Consider the following 14,288-nt stretch of genomic DNA (forward strand, 5'->3'; position numbering starts at 1 on the left):
ACTGCGATCACCGTCCGGGTCTCACCCAAGCCGACGCACCCAAAGGCGCAGGCCACAGTCGTGTCAGCAACTGAGACAGGGCAGCAATACATTGGACGGAAGCCGAGGCCCTGATGCCGCAGGACGACAGAGCGCATCAGTGCAACCAAACCTAATCTCAAAATTGGGTATCTTTGTCTACTCTAGCCACCTTGCGCGCCGCCTCCTCTGTCAGGCCTTGCACTCCATGCAAATTTGCTCCCGATAGGTCGGCGCCGCGCAAAATGGCATCATCCATCCATGCGCTGGAGCATTTTGCAATGGGGTGGTCTGGAATTTCCAAAGGGGAGGCGGGGAGAGGAGGTACTTTGTCGTTTCGGCTCAGCCGCTCTATTCCTCGCACGAACCCCACGCCCAGGTCCGCTTCAATTAAGAGTGCATCAGTCAAGTTTGCGGAAGATAGCGTCGCGCCACACAGGGAAGCGTGAGAAAGGTTTGCTCGCGCCAAGTTTGCGCCACGCATATCCGCCTCTACCAGCTGCGTGCCATACAAGTTTGCGTCACTCATATTTGCCCTTGTCAGGTCTGCATAGATCAGAGTGGTATTAGCCAAATACGCACCCGATAGAGTGGCTCCCGCAAGGTCCGCACCGGTCAGATGTGTTCGCACCATGCGAGCTTTGGATAGATTTACTCCAACCATCTTCGTCCAACGCAGATCTGCATCTGAGAAGGATATGCCGGACAGGTTTACGAAAGACAAGTTTTTGCGGTGAAAGTCTACGCCTTGCAGATCGGGCATAACAGGGTGGCGGGCTCGCCCTAGAACGGTTAGTGCAGATTGGACGTCTACGGCTAGGCGGGTTTTGTCCACTCCTGGTGGAGCGGCATCTTGAGCATGGCTACGAACGTATGCGGCTAGCACTTCGAGGATTGTGCGAGTGTCTTCAGAGCGATCTGAGTCGTTCATCATCCGCTCGAGTGCGTAGATGCCGCCCATCCGTACCTCGGGTTTGCTGGAACCGAGCTGTTCAATGGCTCTAGTGTAACGGTCGGTGAGTTGGCCTTGCTGAGTGACGTCCAAAGTGCGAGCCGTGTAAAGCAACCCGCCTGCGGTGAATATCGCACCTACGATCACCACGAGCCCGGTAACCGACTGCATCAGAGCCTGGCGGGCATTGTTGACTGCCTCAACACGTTCGACGGGTTTCAGTCGGGCGCGTTCCCTGCTCGTTAGCTCAGCGCGTTCACCGGCCAGCAGCCGAGCCCCCGGTATCAGCAGGCCCCACAGCATTAACGTTGCCGCGCCGACAACCGCGCACCCGGCCGACAACCAGCGAATCGGGCCTGCTGGCGCCCACTGCACCGCCGACCACGTAGCACCCAGCACGCCCAGTGCCAGCACCGTTGCCACCACCTCAGACATCTTCGGTCGTTGCATGACCCCACTCCTTCGACACAACGCGCATTTCGTCCCAGCCGTTAGAGTCTTGCAAACTTGCGCGTGTCGCGAGCGGCATTTGGGGACAGCCCGAAGAGTCCGGATAATCCTTCGGAGGGGCGCGGTGATCTCGCTGCGACGCGCGTCCCCGCTCCACAGCGCTTGCGAACGGATTCTGGGGCGGGCTCCTCTGCCCCGAGCTATCGCGATATGTCGACAAGGAACCTTTGTGGAGCTGGCGTGCCCCTACTTCAGGCCGTGCTCGATCGCCGCGCGCAGGACCAGCATCGGCTTACTCCGCCAGAGCCGCTGAGCGACACCATCGAATTCGACGAGATGCGTCACCATACTGAGACTGCGATCACCGTCCGGGTCTCACCCAAGCTGACGCCCCCAAGGTCGCGGGCCTACAGCTGTGTCAGATCAACTGAGACAGGACACCTGCCGTAAACGCGACGCCCCGCCGCCCCTGAACCAGAACACCAGGGGCCGCGGGGCGCGGGAGTTCGGCGCGGCCCCCTCCCAGCGGCTGCCGCCGACCGGGGAAGGCACGAGACCGTGTGCGAAGAGTATCTGTACGGGGCGCCGCCTACTGAGGTAATTCCATCCTCATCGGCCCTGGTATTCGAGGGTAAGGATCGCTTGGACCACAGCGGTCATGCGGCCGGGTGAGTAGCGTGCCTTGCGCAGGATGTGCCATTGCTTGAGGGTGGCGGCGCCGCGTTCACCGACGGCGCGGGCCTTGGCGTGGTACCGGTTGAACAGCTTCTTGCGCTTGCCCAGCTTGCGTCCCTTCTTCCGTGTAGGCGAGCAGTCAATTGAGCATGGTTGCCGATCAGATATTTGAGCAGCGGCGTTGGATGTTGCGATCACGGTTTTGATCATGCTCGCGACGTGCGTGTGCGGGGTTGTCCCGGTTCTTCTTGTTTGTGGCCGGGTGGGGTCGGCTTTACTGGGGGGTTGCAGGTTCTTTGGGTGGTCTGGGTTCGTGCTGGACATTGCGGCTTCCCTGCGTCCTGCGCCGCTCCTAGTACCGGTCGTTGTCGGTCCGGGTGGCGCCGGGTGGGGCGACGTGGTGCGGGCCGGTTTCAACCATCCGCCACCGGCGGTCCTCGATGACGGTGGTCGCAGTCTCGGTGGTTTCAGGGGGTGGTGTCTCGCCTGGGGTGGCCGGGGATCTACGGGGGCCGGTGTCGCAGACGTGGGAGACCTCTTCATCGCCGGGTTCGATGATCTGCTTGTCGTAGTGGGGCGGCCAGGTCAGCAGCGTCCGGCGGCCACAGGTAGGGCACGTCCATTCCTCAGGCCCGGCCTTTTGTGCCCGGGTCCGGTGCATCGTGTGGGTCCGTATCACCGATCCCTCCACCGCCTCGTTGCAGCGACGGCTATAGCCCGTTCATTGCCAGAATCGGCCAGGCCAATCGATCACCGCGAAAGATCTACCGGACCTCGCATCCGGGCTCGCTGAAGGTTCTGCCGGGAGCGGTTACATGGGGGCCGCGGTCACGTCCGGTCGTCTGCGGACGGCGGTTTCGTCTGGCTTTCTGAGATTCCCGAGACGGTCGGTGATGGACTCTGTACTGTGAGTCGAAGGGGGCGGTGGAGACAGGGAGATGAGGGATGGATGCGAGTGTCGGTGTGACAGCGAGGAGCTCTTTAGCCACTGAGACGCGGTCACATGGCTCTGCGGCTCGCGCGCTGACCGCCGCGCTGAAGGAGCGCGGCCTGGCTGCGGCGGTGCGGCGGCATGGGGTGGTGTGGGCGTTCAACCCGGCAGGCGAGCCGGGCGCCGCCGGCGGTGCCGGTGAAAGTGCCGGTGACGGGGGCGGTCAGGTGTTCGGTCCCGGGCTGCGGCAGGAGGTGCGGTGCGCCGAGCGGCCGGGGGGCGCGCTGTGGTGGTTCTGGGTGTGGTGGGACGGGTCGGCAGGATCCGGCCCTGATCTGGAGCCGCTGTGCCCCGCCGGTGAGATCGAAACGGCTGCGGAGCGCATCGCGGCCGTGTTGGCGGTGTCCCCGGGCTAGCTGGCGCAGCCCTGGCGCGACGCGCCTGGTGCAGGGACACGAATAGGCCCCCGGCCGGGGGTGCGCGGCCGTGAATCTCAACCGCCGGTCCGGCCCGGGGCAGTAGGAGGGGGCGAGACGGTCGCGCCGCTGCGGCATTGGCGCGACCGTCTCGCTGGCGCTGCGGCGGCTCCTCCCCGATCGATCGGGGAAGGTCGACGATGACAGCGAATGGTCACGATACCCGTGGCAGGGGATAGCAGTTTGTCCAAGGGCCCGGCTGGGTGGCCGCTCGGCCATCCAGCCGGGCCATCGACCTTGGTGCCGGGTTCAGCGTGGCGGCAGCGTGTCGGCGCGGCGGGTGGGGATGCCCAGCGCCCGCAGGGCACCGCGCAGTTCGGCGCGTTCTGCCGGGGTGACCGGTGCGTGCCTCATGTACAGGGCCATGACCAGTTGATCGATCGCCTTCTCCCATTGTCCGGCGGCGGCCGCGCCGGTGATGCGGTGCAGCGCCGCCGGGGGCAGCCGATCCTGGAAGCGGCCGGGCAGGCGCCGCATCGTGTCCGCCAGCTTGCGCTGCTGCTCGCGCGGCATCGTGGTGGCCGGCGGCCAGCCGGATATCAGAACACCGGCGGGCTGGGGAGGGTCGGTCAGGCGGAGTAACCGCAGGAGTTGCTCCATCACGGCCATCGGACGTTCCCTTCCCCCCTGCAGCGGTCCTGTTCACCTCGGCCCGCCGGTCGCTCGCCGGGGCCTGACACGCGCGAGGTGTGAGTGTTGCGCGTGGCGCTTCCCACGACACTGCATCACACCCAGGGTAATCAATCCATCACACCGAGCTTGTTATAGATCGCGGGTTCGGTCAGGTGGTGTCCTGTCCCGTGGTCTTGCCGATGTCGTCTGCCGGACGGCCGGGGCGTTTGTTGGGCCGGTAGCTGGGGCCGTCCATGAGCACTTGGTAGGAGTTGTTGATCAGCCGGTCCAGCAGGGACTCGCCGACGACCTTGTTCGGGAACAGTGGATACCAGTCCTTGGGGGCTCGGTTGGACGTCAGAATCAGCGGTTTGCGGGCGACGGCGCGCTCGCTGACCAGCTCATACAAGTCGTCGGCCTGGGCGGCCTTGAGCTCGCGCATCGCCCAGTCGTCCAGGATGAGCACGGCGGGGCGGGCGAGTTCGGCCAGCCGTCTGGGCCAGGACCCGTCGGCGTGGCCGCCGGACAGGTGCGCCAGGGCGCGGGAGGCCTTGATGAACCGGACGTCGTGGCCGGCGCGGATGACCAGTTGTCCCAGCGACTGGGCGACGTGCGTTTTGCCGACCCCGACGGGCCCGAACAGGATGATCGAGCTGCCCTCGTGCAGCCAGTGCAAGGTGGCCAGGTCCCGGATCACCGCGGCGGGGATCTTGGTGGAGGCCTTGAAGTCGAACCCTTCCAGGGTGACCTGCTCTTCGAACTTGGCGCGGCGCTGGCGCCGGAGCATGGCGGTGGCCTCGCGGCGGCTGATCTCGTCCTCACACAGCGCCAGGAGGAACTCCACGTGCCCAAGGTCCCCGGCGCGGGCTTGGTTCAGGCGGGCGTCCAGGGTTTCCAGCATCCCCGACAGCTTCAGCTTGCGCAGCGCTTTGTCCAGCGCGCCGGTCTCGAACTGGCTGGTCATGAGTCTGTATCCTTATCGGTTGTCTGATGTCTGTTTCGGGTGCCCGGCCCGCATACCGGGCACCCGTGTTCTCGCGCTGCGGGCCAGGCGCCCCGCCGGGCAGTCACCCAGGGCGGTCAGGACGCTTCGGCTGACCGTGCCGCCGACAGCGGGACGACGTTGTCGGCGAACAGGCCTTGCGGGCCGCGCAGGAACGCGGCTGCTCCACCGTCGCCGGCGTACTCGTCGGCGTATTCACCGGCCTGCTCGCCGACATGAGTCGCTCGCTCGGGGGCTGCGGCCAGGATGCCTTTGACCGTCCGGTAGGACGGGTCGTCGGCGGCCAGCGCTCTGGCGCAGGCGGCCTCCAGCCGCCCGACATCGTGCCGGTCGGCCAGACTCAGGACACCCTGCGCGCTGCGCAGGTGATGCAACGCGTTACCGGCCAGCAGTTCCTCGATCACCGCGGCACAGGCCGGGCCGATCTCGGCGGCGCGTTTGCGGCACCACACCGGGGTGCGCTGGAAGAAGGCGATCCGCTCCGGCGGGTAGTCGTTCAGATCGGTCTGCTTGCCCTTCGGCTTGCGCACGTGGGTCTTGACCGGCTCACCCTCGATGAACAACTGCACCGTATTCTGCGTGGAGCGCGCGTCGACGGTCTTGCCGATGTACTTCCACGGCACCGAGTACAGGGTCTTACCGACCTTGACGTGGATGTCCGGGCCGACCTTGCCGCGCGACCAGGTCGCCAGCTCGAACGGCTGCCCCGGCAGGCCCATGAGTGCCGGCTGCTCAACGCCGCGGAACACCGACAACGGCGCTGCACCGTCCAGCGGGCGGCATTGGCGCTGCCCGGCGACCTGCAGACACCAGCGCACCGCCTCGGCCCGCATTTGCGCCAGGCTGGTGAACGTCTCCTCCCGGCCCCGCCAGAACGAGTCGCGGATATACGGCATCGGCCGCTCCACCTGCGGCTTGTCCTTCGGCTTCCCGGCGCGGGCCGGATCGATCAGCACCCCGTAGTGCACGCCGAGCTCGGCATAGGACCGGTTGATCTTCGGGTCATACAGATCCGGCTTGTCCACCCCGGTCTTGAGATTGTCCGGCACGATCCGCCGCGGCGCACCGCCGAAGAATTCGAACGCCTCCACATGCGCGGCAGTCCAGGCCTGCTGATCCATCGTGATGACCGGCCGCACGAACATGTGCCGGCTCGCGCACAACACGATCACCAACGCCCACACCGTGTGCTTCTTGCCGGTCGCCGGGTCGACCCACCGCCCCAGCTTGCCGTAATCGACCTGGGCCTCCTCACCCGGCTCCGGCGGCCGCAGCCGCAGCACCCTCACTTGCTCCCGCCGCAGATCCTCGGGAAGATTGGCGCGCACCCACCGGCGCAACGACGCCACCGAGCACGCCAACCCCTGCTCATCGACCAGCCGCTGATGAATCGTCGACATCGTCACGTTCCGCCGGAGCTGATCGGCGATGTAATCACGGTGCACCTCGATCGCCGACCAGGTCACCTGCCGCAACCGCGTATCCCGCAACTGCGGGAACCACTCCCGGATCCGCTCGGCCCACTCGTCCTCACTGATCGGCGGCCCGCCCGGCCGCAGCCCCGCCCGCACCGCCGGCGCCACATACTTGCTGATCGTGTTGCGCGCCACACCCAAACTGGACGAAATATCCTTGATCGACCGGTCCGCATACCAGTGCGTCAAAATCTCCGCAATATCGACCATCTCGAAAGTTCTCCTCGCCACGGTTCCCCCGACACCCGCTGGAAGACCCCCAGAGGATCTTGGGTCACCGATGACCAGGTCCACCCGACACGCGCACGTCGTGAGCATGCTCAATAACGTGATCGCGGCCCCCACGCCATGCTCAAAACCCTGACCCGCGGCACACGCCACCATGCTCAATTATCTGATCGCGTGCTCAATAACGTGATCGTCGACATTCCGCTTGTACGGTGTGCCGATGGCGCCGCCGGCCCCCTGATACCCCTCGTCGGCGTAGCCGGCGATCGCCCAGAAGGTCAGGCCGTCGACGATGCCGTGCTGTCGGGCCGCTGCCAGGTCGTGCACCGAGCCGGGCAGCGCCGGCGATGCCCAGATCAACTCGCCATGCGGATCGGTGAGGAACTGCACGTTCACGCCATGGCGGCGATGCTTGCCCGAGTAGTACAGGCGGTCGCCCGCGCCCGACAGCCGGTCGATCTGCGCGAGCGTGCCGTCCAGCACGACATACGCCTTGCGCCGTGCGATCCGTAGCGCTTTCCGCAGGTCCGGGGCCAGCTCGGCGAGCAGGTCGACCACCTCGGACACGTAGCGGTGCGCGGTCGCGGCGCCGACACCGAACTCGGCCGCCAGGCGCGCGAAGGTCTCGTTGCGGCGCAGGTACACCAGCACCAGCAGCGCCTGACGGCCAGGAGGCAACCGCCGCCACCGAGACCCGAGCTCTGCTCGATGCCTGCGGACCAGATCGGCCACGAACTCGCGGGCCGAGGGGGACAGATCCAGCGCAGCACGATAGAACAGCATCGGAGCTCCTGGTGGTCAAGGTGGTCGCAAACCTCGACTTACCAGGAGCTCTTTCGATTACCGACGCGCCGCGCGGCCCGCGATCAGCCTGTGACCAGCAGAGATCAAGATGGAATCAGCTCACTGAATGTCGTTCAGTGCGCGCCAGTCATCTTCAAGGATGGAGTGGACCACCGAGTCACGCCAGGAACCGCGGACCTTCAGGTGGCCGCGGATCCGGCCTTCTTCCTCCATCCCGAGCTTGCTCATCACCCGTGCCGAGGTCGCGTTGTCAGGACTGCGCGCACCCCACAACCGATGCAGGCCAAGCACCTCGAAACCGAGCCGGAGCAGGAGCCGGACGGCCTCGGAACCCAAGCCATGACCCCACCTATCGGCGCGCAACGCGAATCCGATCTGGCCGCTGGACTGCCCGGGGTGCTGGGCGTCGACGGCCAGCCGGGCGAACCCGATCACCTCGTCGGCGGCCACAACAGCGAGGGAGTACTCGCGCCGCAGCCCCTCCTTCGCCGCTTCGATCACGCCGGCCAGGGTCGCGGCCACCTGCTCTCGGTTGCGCGGCTCGAACGACAGATGCTCGACGACCACCGGGTCGCCGTACACCGCCAAGACCGCGTCAACGTCATCGGCCGCGAACTCCCGCAGGCCCACGCCGTCACCGGTGATCGAAATGGGATACATGGCGATGAGGCTAGCGGCCAGGTGGCAGCGCCGCAGCTGCGGGAGTCCGCGCGTACGCCTCGATCTCCTGCTGAAGGTTCGATGCTGCGGGCCCTTGCAGCCGTGGCTCGCTCAGGAGACGGTGAACCCGCTTCACGCTGGTGACGATCCCCTCGATCCTCTGAGTGACGGGGAGATCGAGCACGTCCGACAACGCCTCCGCGGCCCCCTCCACGTCGTTCTGTACAGCGCGCGCCAGCGCCAGATCGGCGCGTGCCCCCGCCTCATCACTGAATGACCGGTCGAGGTCTTCTGCCCTCAGATACGCGTCGATGGCGGCTTCGGCCTGCTGCTCGGTCTCCTCCTCCGCCCCCGGCAGCCAGATTGACGCATCAGCGGCGTAGTACAGCTGCCGAGGCACAGGGAAAGTCATGATGCCGCCGAGGTCGTCCAGCTCGTCGTGTTCGACGCGCTCGCGTGCCTCCTGTGCCCGCTGAATAGCGGCGCGGCACCGGTCGGCGTCTCCCAACAGCCCCCACCCGCGCGCCTCCTGCGCGGGCAGCCATACCGAGGCGGTTCCGTGGGTGGCCGCCGCCGCGTCGCCACCCTGCTGGGCGTACCGGACGGCGTCATTGGGGCGGCCGGCCCAGTAGGAGATCATCGACCGCAGCCCCGAGGTCCACGCTTTCAGACCATCGTGGTCGATGTTGTCGGCGCAGATGAACGCGGTCCGGGCCTGGGTCATGGCTGAACGCGGGTCGCCCAGGTCGTGGCTGGCCTTGGCCAGCATTCCGGACAGGACACCCGCGAGCAGATACAACTCCGCCGTCTCGCGCGGGCGCTGGCGGCCCTCGAGCAGACCGAGAGTCACGTCTTGCAACTCGGCGAGCTCGCCGAGCAGTTCCGGCAACGGCCGCTGCGGATAGGCGCTCGCCAGCCGCGCAACGTCGTCCCGGAGCTGGTCGATGCCCTCCTGCCCAACGTTGCTGCCTTCGGCGGCGGTGCCGAACCTCATGGCCCTACGTGCAGCCATCTGAACCTGCCTTTCCATACGGGGATCCGCCCGCGGCCAGTCCCGAGGCGGTACCGGCGCCGCAGGGTGAGCAGCGCCGGCGAAGGTCTGAGGAGAGGATGTGACACTGCATCTGAGCAGCACGTTCCGTTCATGCTGCTCCATCTCGTCCAAGGCGTCCGGAGCTAAGAGCCGCAGCGGAGATACCTCGAATATCGCGGCGAAGGTGATGATCTGTGTGGCCAGCGGTGCTCGACCGCCAGGCCCAGGGAAGGCTTCCAACCGCGACAACATCGGCTGGTCCATGAAGGCACTGGGCGATATCGCGCAGAAGCGACCCACCAATTCCGGCTGAGACATCCCCGCAGCCATCCGATACGCGGCCAGCATCGCAACACCCGTACGCACCCGGATCTCGGATGCGATCTCACTCCGGTCGCGGCCCTGCCGGACCATTTGCTCACGTAGCCGACCAATGTCGCGTCTGCTCCACGCAGCCATCAGGCGCCTCCTTACGTGGCCTCTCATCGTCAGAGTCGCCTGACGCGGCCAGGCGCGGCAACTGCGCATTTCGGGCACCGGCTGTCCGCGTGACATGGAACCGCGTCTCGTCTCCGCATACTCGCAGGTCAGAGAGTTGCCGCCGTGCATAGGAAATATGTCCCCAGCCCTAGTGACTGTCGATGTTGGAGCGCGTTCACTAACTCCACGTCAGCCAGTTAGTGCATCCCGTCATCGAAAGGTCGCCATGAGAGCCCCGTCGGTGTCGAAGACCCGTGATGGCCGCGGCCCACAGGTGGCGCGAGACGACACGACCGGCTGCCCCCAGACTGCGGCGGCGGGGATACCGAACCCACACCGGATCCCCGTCGCCGTTCCCACCCACCCGCAGCGCATTCGCTCACAGGGAATCAGCAGCATGATCACAACGACGGGCGTCTCGGACGCCATCGCGCAGGCCAAGGCTCCGCTGGAGCGGGACTTCCCCGGCTGGAACATCGTCCACTCCAGCGCCGGTCGCTGGTGGGCGTTTCTGGACCCGAATCGACGGCGGAAGGACATGGCGCCCATCAAGGACACCGCCCTCGATGCCGACACGTCCGAGGGGCTCTACGAGAAGCTCGCGGCGGTGGGGTCATGATCATCCCGCCCGGTCTTGCCCGTGACTTCACACAATCGTCGGAAGCCGGCGTCTACAACTTCTATTTGGGTGGCAAGAGCTGGACCCGCGGCGACAGGGAGACCGCGGTCGCGGTCATCCGGACCTCCCCGGACGCGCAGGCGGTCGCGAGGGAGAACTTCTTGTTCGCGGGCCGTGCCGCCTCGTGGGCCGTCGCCGAGTACGGCATCGGGCAGGTCTTCGACATCGGCGTCGGCATCGTTGACGACGTGCCGCTGGACTCGGTGGAGACCTGCGTCCACAACGTTAACCCCGACGCCGCCGTGGTCGCTTTCGACAACGACGAGGTCGTGCTTGCACGTGCCCGTGCGCTGCGCACCGGCTACGGCCGTGTGCTGCTCGGCGACGTCACCGACCTCGACAGCATCTTCAACAACCCCGGCCTTGACCATCCCGACCTGGCCGGGCTCATAGACCTGACCAAGCCGGCGGTCATCGTCCTGGCCGCCGTCCTTCACTTCGTGGCCGACCCCGCCGCCGTGATGGCCGGTCTGCGGGACCGCCTGGCGCCCGGCAGCGTCGTCGTGCTGTCCCACGCGACCAGGACCGGCACTAGCCAGGACCTCGTCGGCGGGATGACCAAGGCCTACGAGAAGGGCCGCAGCCCGATCATCTTCCGCGAGGAGGCCGACATCGCCGCTCTCGCGGACGGGTGGGATCTCCTGCCGCCCGGTCTAGTCGACGTGCAGCTCTGGTCCCCCGACGGCAGCCATCAGGGCGAGCTGTACGAGACGGTCCGCGTCGTCGGCATGGTCGCCCGCCTTCCCGACGCCCAGCAGGGGCCGCACCAGCCGCCAGGCGGTGCCCGGTGAGCGGCATGGCCTTCGACTGGCTCGCGGCGGAACACGACCTCAACGAGGGATACGACCCCGACCGTGCTGCGATGCCGCGGCTGTGGGCGTTCTGGGGCGGCGGGAAGGATTTCAACCCGGCCGATCGCGCCCTTGGCGAGACAGTTGCCGCGCGCTTTCCGCAGGTCGAGACGTTGGCCCTGCATCGGCTGGCGTACCGCAGCCGGGTGGTGCGGGCCCTGGTCGGCGAGTGCGGCGTCGACCAACTGCTGGTCGTCGGCACCGACATGCCGATGCACGACGAGGTCCACCAAGTCGCCCACGCGGTCAACCCGGACGCCCGCGTCGTGTACGCCGACGCCGACGAACTGGTGATGCTTTACGCCCAGGCCATGTTCAAGGGCCGTCTCAATACCTGCGGGTTCGTGCGGGCGGGGCTGGACGACCCTCGCGCGGTGCTGGACGGCGCCGCCGCGACCTTGGACCTGCGCCGGCCGGTGGCCGTGCTGCTGATCAACAGTTTGGACGTCCTTACCGACCCGCAAGCGGTCGTGGCGCTGGCCACCTTCCGGGCGACCCTGGCAGCCGGCAGCTACATCGCGTTCTGCCACCTGACCGCTGAGTACGGCCGCGGCTTGACCGCGCTCGGGAGCATCTGCGCCGAGGCTAGACCCGGTCCGCCGCGCGTCCGCACCCCGAACGCCCTCGCCGCGTTCTGCGCGGGGATGGTGATGATCCGGCCGGGCTTGGTGTCGGCGCCGGTGTGGCGCCCTGATCCCGGCCCGTGGCCGGTCACCGCCGACGTGGACCTGTGGTGCGGGGTCGGGGTACTGCCATGAGTATCCGGCTTCCCCAGACCGCGGTTCGACCCGCCGGCGATGAACCCCGCCGGCAGGCGCTCGAACCCATGGACCACGCGCGCGAACTCGTCAACCGGCTCACGGACCGGGGTCTGCGCGCGTCGGCTGCGCCGCTGGGGAGTCCGGAGGGCGCGCCGGCGGTCACCGCGCAGCGGACGGACATCTACCCGTACGTCGGGCGGCTGGTGGCGCTGCTGCCGTGCCCCGGTTCCGGCGAGTTGTACTGGCATTGGCAGCGGCCGTTCCGGGGAAGTCGGTGGATCGGGGCCCGCTGGTTCCAACCCTTCGCGCCAGCGAACGCCTACGACGAAGCCGCCGACGCCATCGCCGCGGTGATCGCGGCTGATCTGCGCGCCCGCGCCCGTCTGCTGCACGCCTCGGCCGCGCGGCCGGATGCGGCGGAAGAACCCGACGGCGAGGTCCTGGTCTACACCGGCCACCGCGTGCACGCGCTGGTGAGCCGGATGCTGGAGCGCCTCAAAGCCATCGAGAACGATCAGGAGGACCCCGATCTCCTCGCTGATCTGTACGGGATCGACCACCTGGCGACCCAGCTGCGCCGCGCGGCCGCGCGGTCGGCGGTACTGGGCGGCAGGACCGCGCGGCGCGCCTCCGCGCCCATGCCGCTCTCGACCGTGCTGCGCCAGGCGATGGCCGAGGTCGAGGCGTACCAGCGCGTCCGGCTGACACTGCCCGACGACGACAGGGAGATCCCGGGGTATGCGGGCCCGGACGTGATCCACATCCTGGCCGAGCTGGTGGAGAACGCCACCCGGTTCTCCGGCGGCACGGTGCGGATGGTCACGGTCCAGACACCCGAGGGCAGCCTGGGGGTGGAGGTCCGCGACGAGGGAGAGCTGGCACTGTCGGCCGAGCGACTTGCCCGGCTACAGGGGATCCTGGACGCGCCGTTCCAGGTCAGCCTGCGCGAGCAGGTCCGACAGGGGCAGGTCGGTCTGCTGGTCGCGGCCCGGCTGGCCGTCCGGCACGGCATCCGGATCGAGCTGCACCCGAAAGCGCCCGGAATGCGCGCACTGGTGATCCTGCCCCACACCCTCCTGAACTCCCCGACTCCCGCTGCCGCGCTCCCGCAGCCCTCCGTCCGCCGCGCCGCCGCCCTGCCCAGCTCCCCGGCATCCCCGCCGGCGCCGCCCGACCCGGTTCCGACCGCCGCCGCGCAGGGGCCACCGGTGCACGAGCAACCGTTCACCACGCCGCCCGCCTCACCGGCGCTGCCGGCTGGCCGGCCCCCGCTTCCCCGACGCCGCAAGGCGAGCACTGCTGCGGGCGCCGTGCCGCCGCCTTCCGCCGAGCCCGCCCCGGTGCCGGAGCCGTCGCCGGCGCGGCCGCCGTCACCTGAGCTGATGGCGCGTTTCACCACCGGTCTCCGGCGCGGCCAGGCCGAGCAGCGGCCCGACCCCACCAGCGAGCCCGCCGGCGAGTCCGAGCCCGGCTGACCCTCGCGCCTGGGCCCGGTCCATTTCATCTCCATGAAGAGGTTTCAGATGACGACTCCCACACCCCCTGCGGTAACCGCGGCCTCACCGCTCACGGCGGACGGTTTGGACTGGCTTCTGCAGGAGTTCACCGGCCGGGTCGCCGGTGCGACCCACGCCGTGCTGGTATCGCGGGACGGGCTGAAGATGGCGGTGTCGGGCTTGGCCACCGCCGAGGCCGACCGGGCCGCCGCATGGATGTCCAGTCTGCACTCCCTGGCCCGGTCCGCCGGCACCCTCGTCGGGGCCCCGGACGGGGGCTTCCGGCAGGTCGTCATCGAGGACACCAGTTTCCTGGTGTTCGTCGTGAGCGCCGATTTCGCCGCCGTGACCGGGCCGGGCGGCGAGTCCGGCTTGGTCGGCTGCGTACTCGGCATCTTTGCCGAGCCGGACGCCGACGTCGGTGTCGTCGGCTACGAGATAGCCCTGCTGGTCAAGAGCGTGGCCGAGCACCTGACCACTGCGACCCGTGGCGGCCGCCGCACCGACGGGAGCCGGTGACCATGCCCGGCCCGGCTGGTGCGCCGGAGTGGGATCAGCCGTGGGAGATGTGCGAGGCCGAACAGGTGCGCCCTTACGCGATCACCGGCGGCCGGACCCGCCCGCAGCACTCGATGCGGCTGGTGACCCTGCTGGAGGCCGCCGACGCCGGACCCGTGCACGGGCTCGGTCCCGAATCGGCCCGA

17 protein-coding genes are annotated in these 14,288 nt (G+C 67.8%); 8 read left to right on the forward strand and 9 right to left on the reverse strand.

Annotated elements, in window-relative coordinates; all coding sequences use genetic code 11:
- Positions 1-157 precede the first annotated feature (157 nt).
- The 3 genes from ABFX46_RS41560 to ABFX46_RS41570 form a co-directional block, all read right to left on the reverse strand.
- Complete coding sequence (locus ABFX46_RS41560) at positions 158-1,420, reverse strand: pentapeptide repeat-containing protein (RefSeq protein WP_346049852.1); 1,263 nt, start codon at positions 1,418-1,420, stop codon at positions 158-160.
- Between the two features lie 609 nt (positions 1,421-2,029).
- Positions 2,030-2,305 carry a transposase family protein gene (locus ABFX46_RS41565; protein WP_346049854.1) on the reverse strand — a complete coding sequence of 92 codons (276 nt, stop codon included), beginning with the start codon at positions 2,303-2,305 and terminating at the stop codon, positions 2,030-2,032.
- A gap of 142 nt (positions 2,306-2,447) precedes the next feature.
- The gene (locus ABFX46_RS41570) at positions 2,448-2,756 is read right to left on the reverse strand and encodes a hypothetical protein (protein WP_346049856.1); all 309 of its coding nucleotides are present in this window, start codon (positions 2,754-2,756) and stop codon (positions 2,448-2,450) included.
- 284 nt (positions 2,757-3,040) lie between these two features.
- Between ABFX46_RS41570 and ABFX46_RS41575 the strand changes: the two genes are divergently transcribed.
- Positions 3,041-3,442, forward strand: a complete 402-nt coding sequence (locus tag ABFX46_RS41575; protein WP_346049858.1) for a hypothetical protein — start codon at positions 3,041-3,043, stop codon at positions 3,440-3,442.
- A gap of 309 nt (positions 3,443-3,751) precedes the next feature.
- Here the strand turns inward: ABFX46_RS41575 and ABFX46_RS41580 are convergent, their stop codons facing one another.
- From ABFX46_RS41580 to ABFX46_RS41605, 6 genes are all read right to left on the reverse strand, one after another.
- The gene (locus ABFX46_RS41580; protein ID WP_346049860.1) at positions 3,752-4,111 is read right to left on the reverse strand and encodes a hypothetical protein; all 360 of its coding nucleotides are present in this window, start codon (positions 4,109-4,111) and stop codon (positions 3,752-3,754) included.
- Between the two features lie 172 nt (positions 4,112-4,283).
- Entirely contained in the window at positions 4,284-5,078 is a 795-nt protein-coding gene (gene istB / locus ABFX46_RS41585; protein WP_346049862.1) for an IS21-like element helper ATPase IstB, read from the reverse strand.
- 116 nt (positions 5,079-5,194) lie between these two features.
- A complete protein-coding gene (gene istA / locus ABFX46_RS41590; protein ID WP_346049864.1) occupies positions 5,195-6,802 on the reverse strand; it encodes an IS21 family transposase in 1,608 nt (535 codons plus the stop codon).
- Between the two features lie 180 nt (positions 6,803-6,982).
- Entirely contained in the window at positions 6,983-7,603 is a 621-nt protein-coding gene (locus ABFX46_RS41595) for a transposase family protein (protein WP_346049866.1), read from the reverse strand.
- 120 nt (positions 7,604-7,723) lie between these two features.
- A complete protein-coding gene (locus tag ABFX46_RS41600) occupies positions 7,724-8,284 on the reverse strand; it encodes a GNAT family N-acetyltransferase (protein WP_346049868.1) in 561 nt (186 codons plus the stop codon).
- Positions 8,285-8,294: 10 nt separating this feature from the next.
- Entirely contained in the window at positions 8,295-9,440 is a 1,146-nt protein-coding gene (locus tag ABFX46_RS41605; protein WP_487046976.1) for an NsdA family TPR-like regulatory protein, read from the reverse strand.
- Between ABFX46_RS41605 and ABFX46_RS41610 the strand changes: the two genes are divergently transcribed.
- From ABFX46_RS41610 to ABFX46_RS41640, 7 genes are all read left to right on the forward strand, one after another.
- Positions 9,397-9,630 carry a hypothetical protein gene (locus ABFX46_RS41610; RefSeq protein ID WP_346049871.1) on the forward strand — a complete coding sequence of 78 codons (234 nt, stop codon included), beginning with the start codon at positions 9,397-9,399 and terminating at the stop codon, positions 9,628-9,630. The two genes, ABFX46_RS41605 and ABFX46_RS41610, sit on opposite strands and share 44 nt — an antisense overlap.
- A gap of 564 nt (positions 9,631-10,194) precedes the next feature.
- Positions 10,195-10,416, forward strand: coding sequence for a hypothetical protein (locus tag ABFX46_RS41615; protein ID WP_346049873.1), 222 nt, complete (start codon positions 10,195-10,197; stop codon positions 10,414-10,416).
- Entirely contained in the window at positions 10,413-11,267 is an 855-nt protein-coding gene (locus tag ABFX46_RS41620) for an SAM-dependent methyltransferase (RefSeq protein ID WP_346049875.1), read from the forward strand. Before ABFX46_RS41615 ends, ABFX46_RS41620 begins: the two co-directional genes overlap by 4 nt.
- Before the next feature lie 5 nt (positions 11,268-11,272).
- Positions 11,273-12,085 (forward strand): SAM-dependent methyltransferase, encoded by an 813-nt coding sequence (locus ABFX46_RS41625; RefSeq protein ID WP_346049877.1) that lies wholly within the window; start codon positions 11,273-11,275, stop codon positions 12,083-12,085.
- A 68-nt stretch (positions 12,086-12,153) separates the two neighbouring features.
- Positions 12,154-13,563, forward strand: coding sequence for an ATP-binding protein (locus tag ABFX46_RS41630; protein ID WP_346049879.1), 1,410 nt, complete (start codon positions 12,154-12,156; stop codon positions 13,561-13,563).
- Between the two features lie 105 nt (positions 13,564-13,668).
- Positions 13,669-14,103: a roadblock/LC7 domain-containing protein gene (locus ABFX46_RS41635; protein ID WP_346049881.1), complete on the forward strand. Its 435-nt coding sequence runs from the start codon at positions 13,669-13,671 to the stop codon at positions 14,101-14,103.
- A gap of 2 nt (positions 14,104-14,105) precedes the next feature.
- Positions 14,106-14,288, forward strand: a 183-nt coding sequence (locus ABFX46_RS41640; RefSeq protein WP_346049883.1) for a DUF742 domain-containing protein, incomplete at its 3' end; no start/stop codon positions are given.

The sequence above is a fragment of the Actinomadura chokoriensis genome, from assembly GCF_039529475.1.
Taxonomy (GTDB): domain Bacteria; phylum Actinomycetota; class Actinomycetes; order Streptosporangiales; family Streptosporangiaceae; genus Spirillospora; species Spirillospora bangladeshensis.

What these genes read in the sequence shown, in the direction of transcription:
- ABFX46_RS41560 (WP_346049852.1), bottom strand. Translation starts at nt 1,420, where the DNA reads ATGCAACGACCGAAGATGTCTGAGGTGGTGGCAACGGTGCTGGCACTG.
- ABFX46_RS41565 (WP_346049854.1), bottom strand. Translation starts at nt 2,305, where the DNA reads ATGATCAAAACCGTGATCGCAACATCCAACGCCGCTGCTCAAATATCT.
- ABFX46_RS41570 (WP_346049856.1), bottom strand. Translation starts at nt 2,756, where the DNA reads ATGCACCGGACCCGGGCACAAAAGGCCGGGCCTGAGGAATGGACGTGC.
- ABFX46_RS41575 (WP_346049858.1), top strand. Translation starts at nt 3,041, where the DNA reads ATGGATGCGAGTGTCGGTGTGACAGCGAGGAGCTCTTTAGCCACTGAG.
- ABFX46_RS41580 (WP_346049860.1), bottom strand. Translation starts at nt 4,111, where the DNA reads ATGGCCGTGATGGAGCAACTCCTGCGGTTACTCCGCCTGACCGACCCT.
- istB (WP_346049862.1), bottom strand. Translation starts at nt 5,078, where the DNA reads ATGACCAGCCAGTTCGAGACCGGCGCGCTGGACAAAGCGCTGCGCAAG.
- istA (WP_346049864.1), bottom strand. Translation starts at nt 6,802, where the DNA reads ATGGTCGATATTGCGGAGATTTTGACGCACTGGTATGCGGACCGGTCG.
- ABFX46_RS41595 (WP_346049866.1), bottom strand. Translation starts at nt 7,603, where the DNA reads ATGCTGTTCTATCGTGCTGCGCTGGATCTGTCCCCCTCGGCCCGCGAG.
- ABFX46_RS41600 (WP_346049868.1), bottom strand. Translation starts at nt 8,284, where the DNA reads ATGTATCCCATTTCGATCACCGGTGACGGCGTGGGCCTGCGGGAGTTC.
- ABFX46_RS41605 (WP_487046976.1), bottom strand. Translation starts at nt 9,440, where the DNA reads ATGGAGCAGCATGAACGGAACGTGCTGCTCAGATGCAGTGTCACATCC.
- ABFX46_RS41615 (WP_346049873.1), top strand. Translation starts at nt 10,195, where the DNA reads ATGATCACAACGACGGGCGTCTCGGACGCCATCGCGCAGGCCAAGGCT.
- ABFX46_RS41620 (WP_346049875.1), top strand. Translation starts at nt 10,413, where the DNA reads ATGATCATCCCGCCCGGTCTTGCCCGTGACTTCACACAATCGTCGGAA.
- ABFX46_RS41625 (WP_346049877.1), top strand. Translation starts at nt 11,273, where the DNA reads ATGGCCTTCGACTGGCTCGCGGCGGAACACGACCTCAACGAGGGATAC.
- ABFX46_RS41630 (WP_346049879.1), top strand. Translation starts at nt 12,154, where the DNA reads ATGGACCACGCGCGCGAACTCGTCAACCGGCTCACGGACCGGGGTCTG.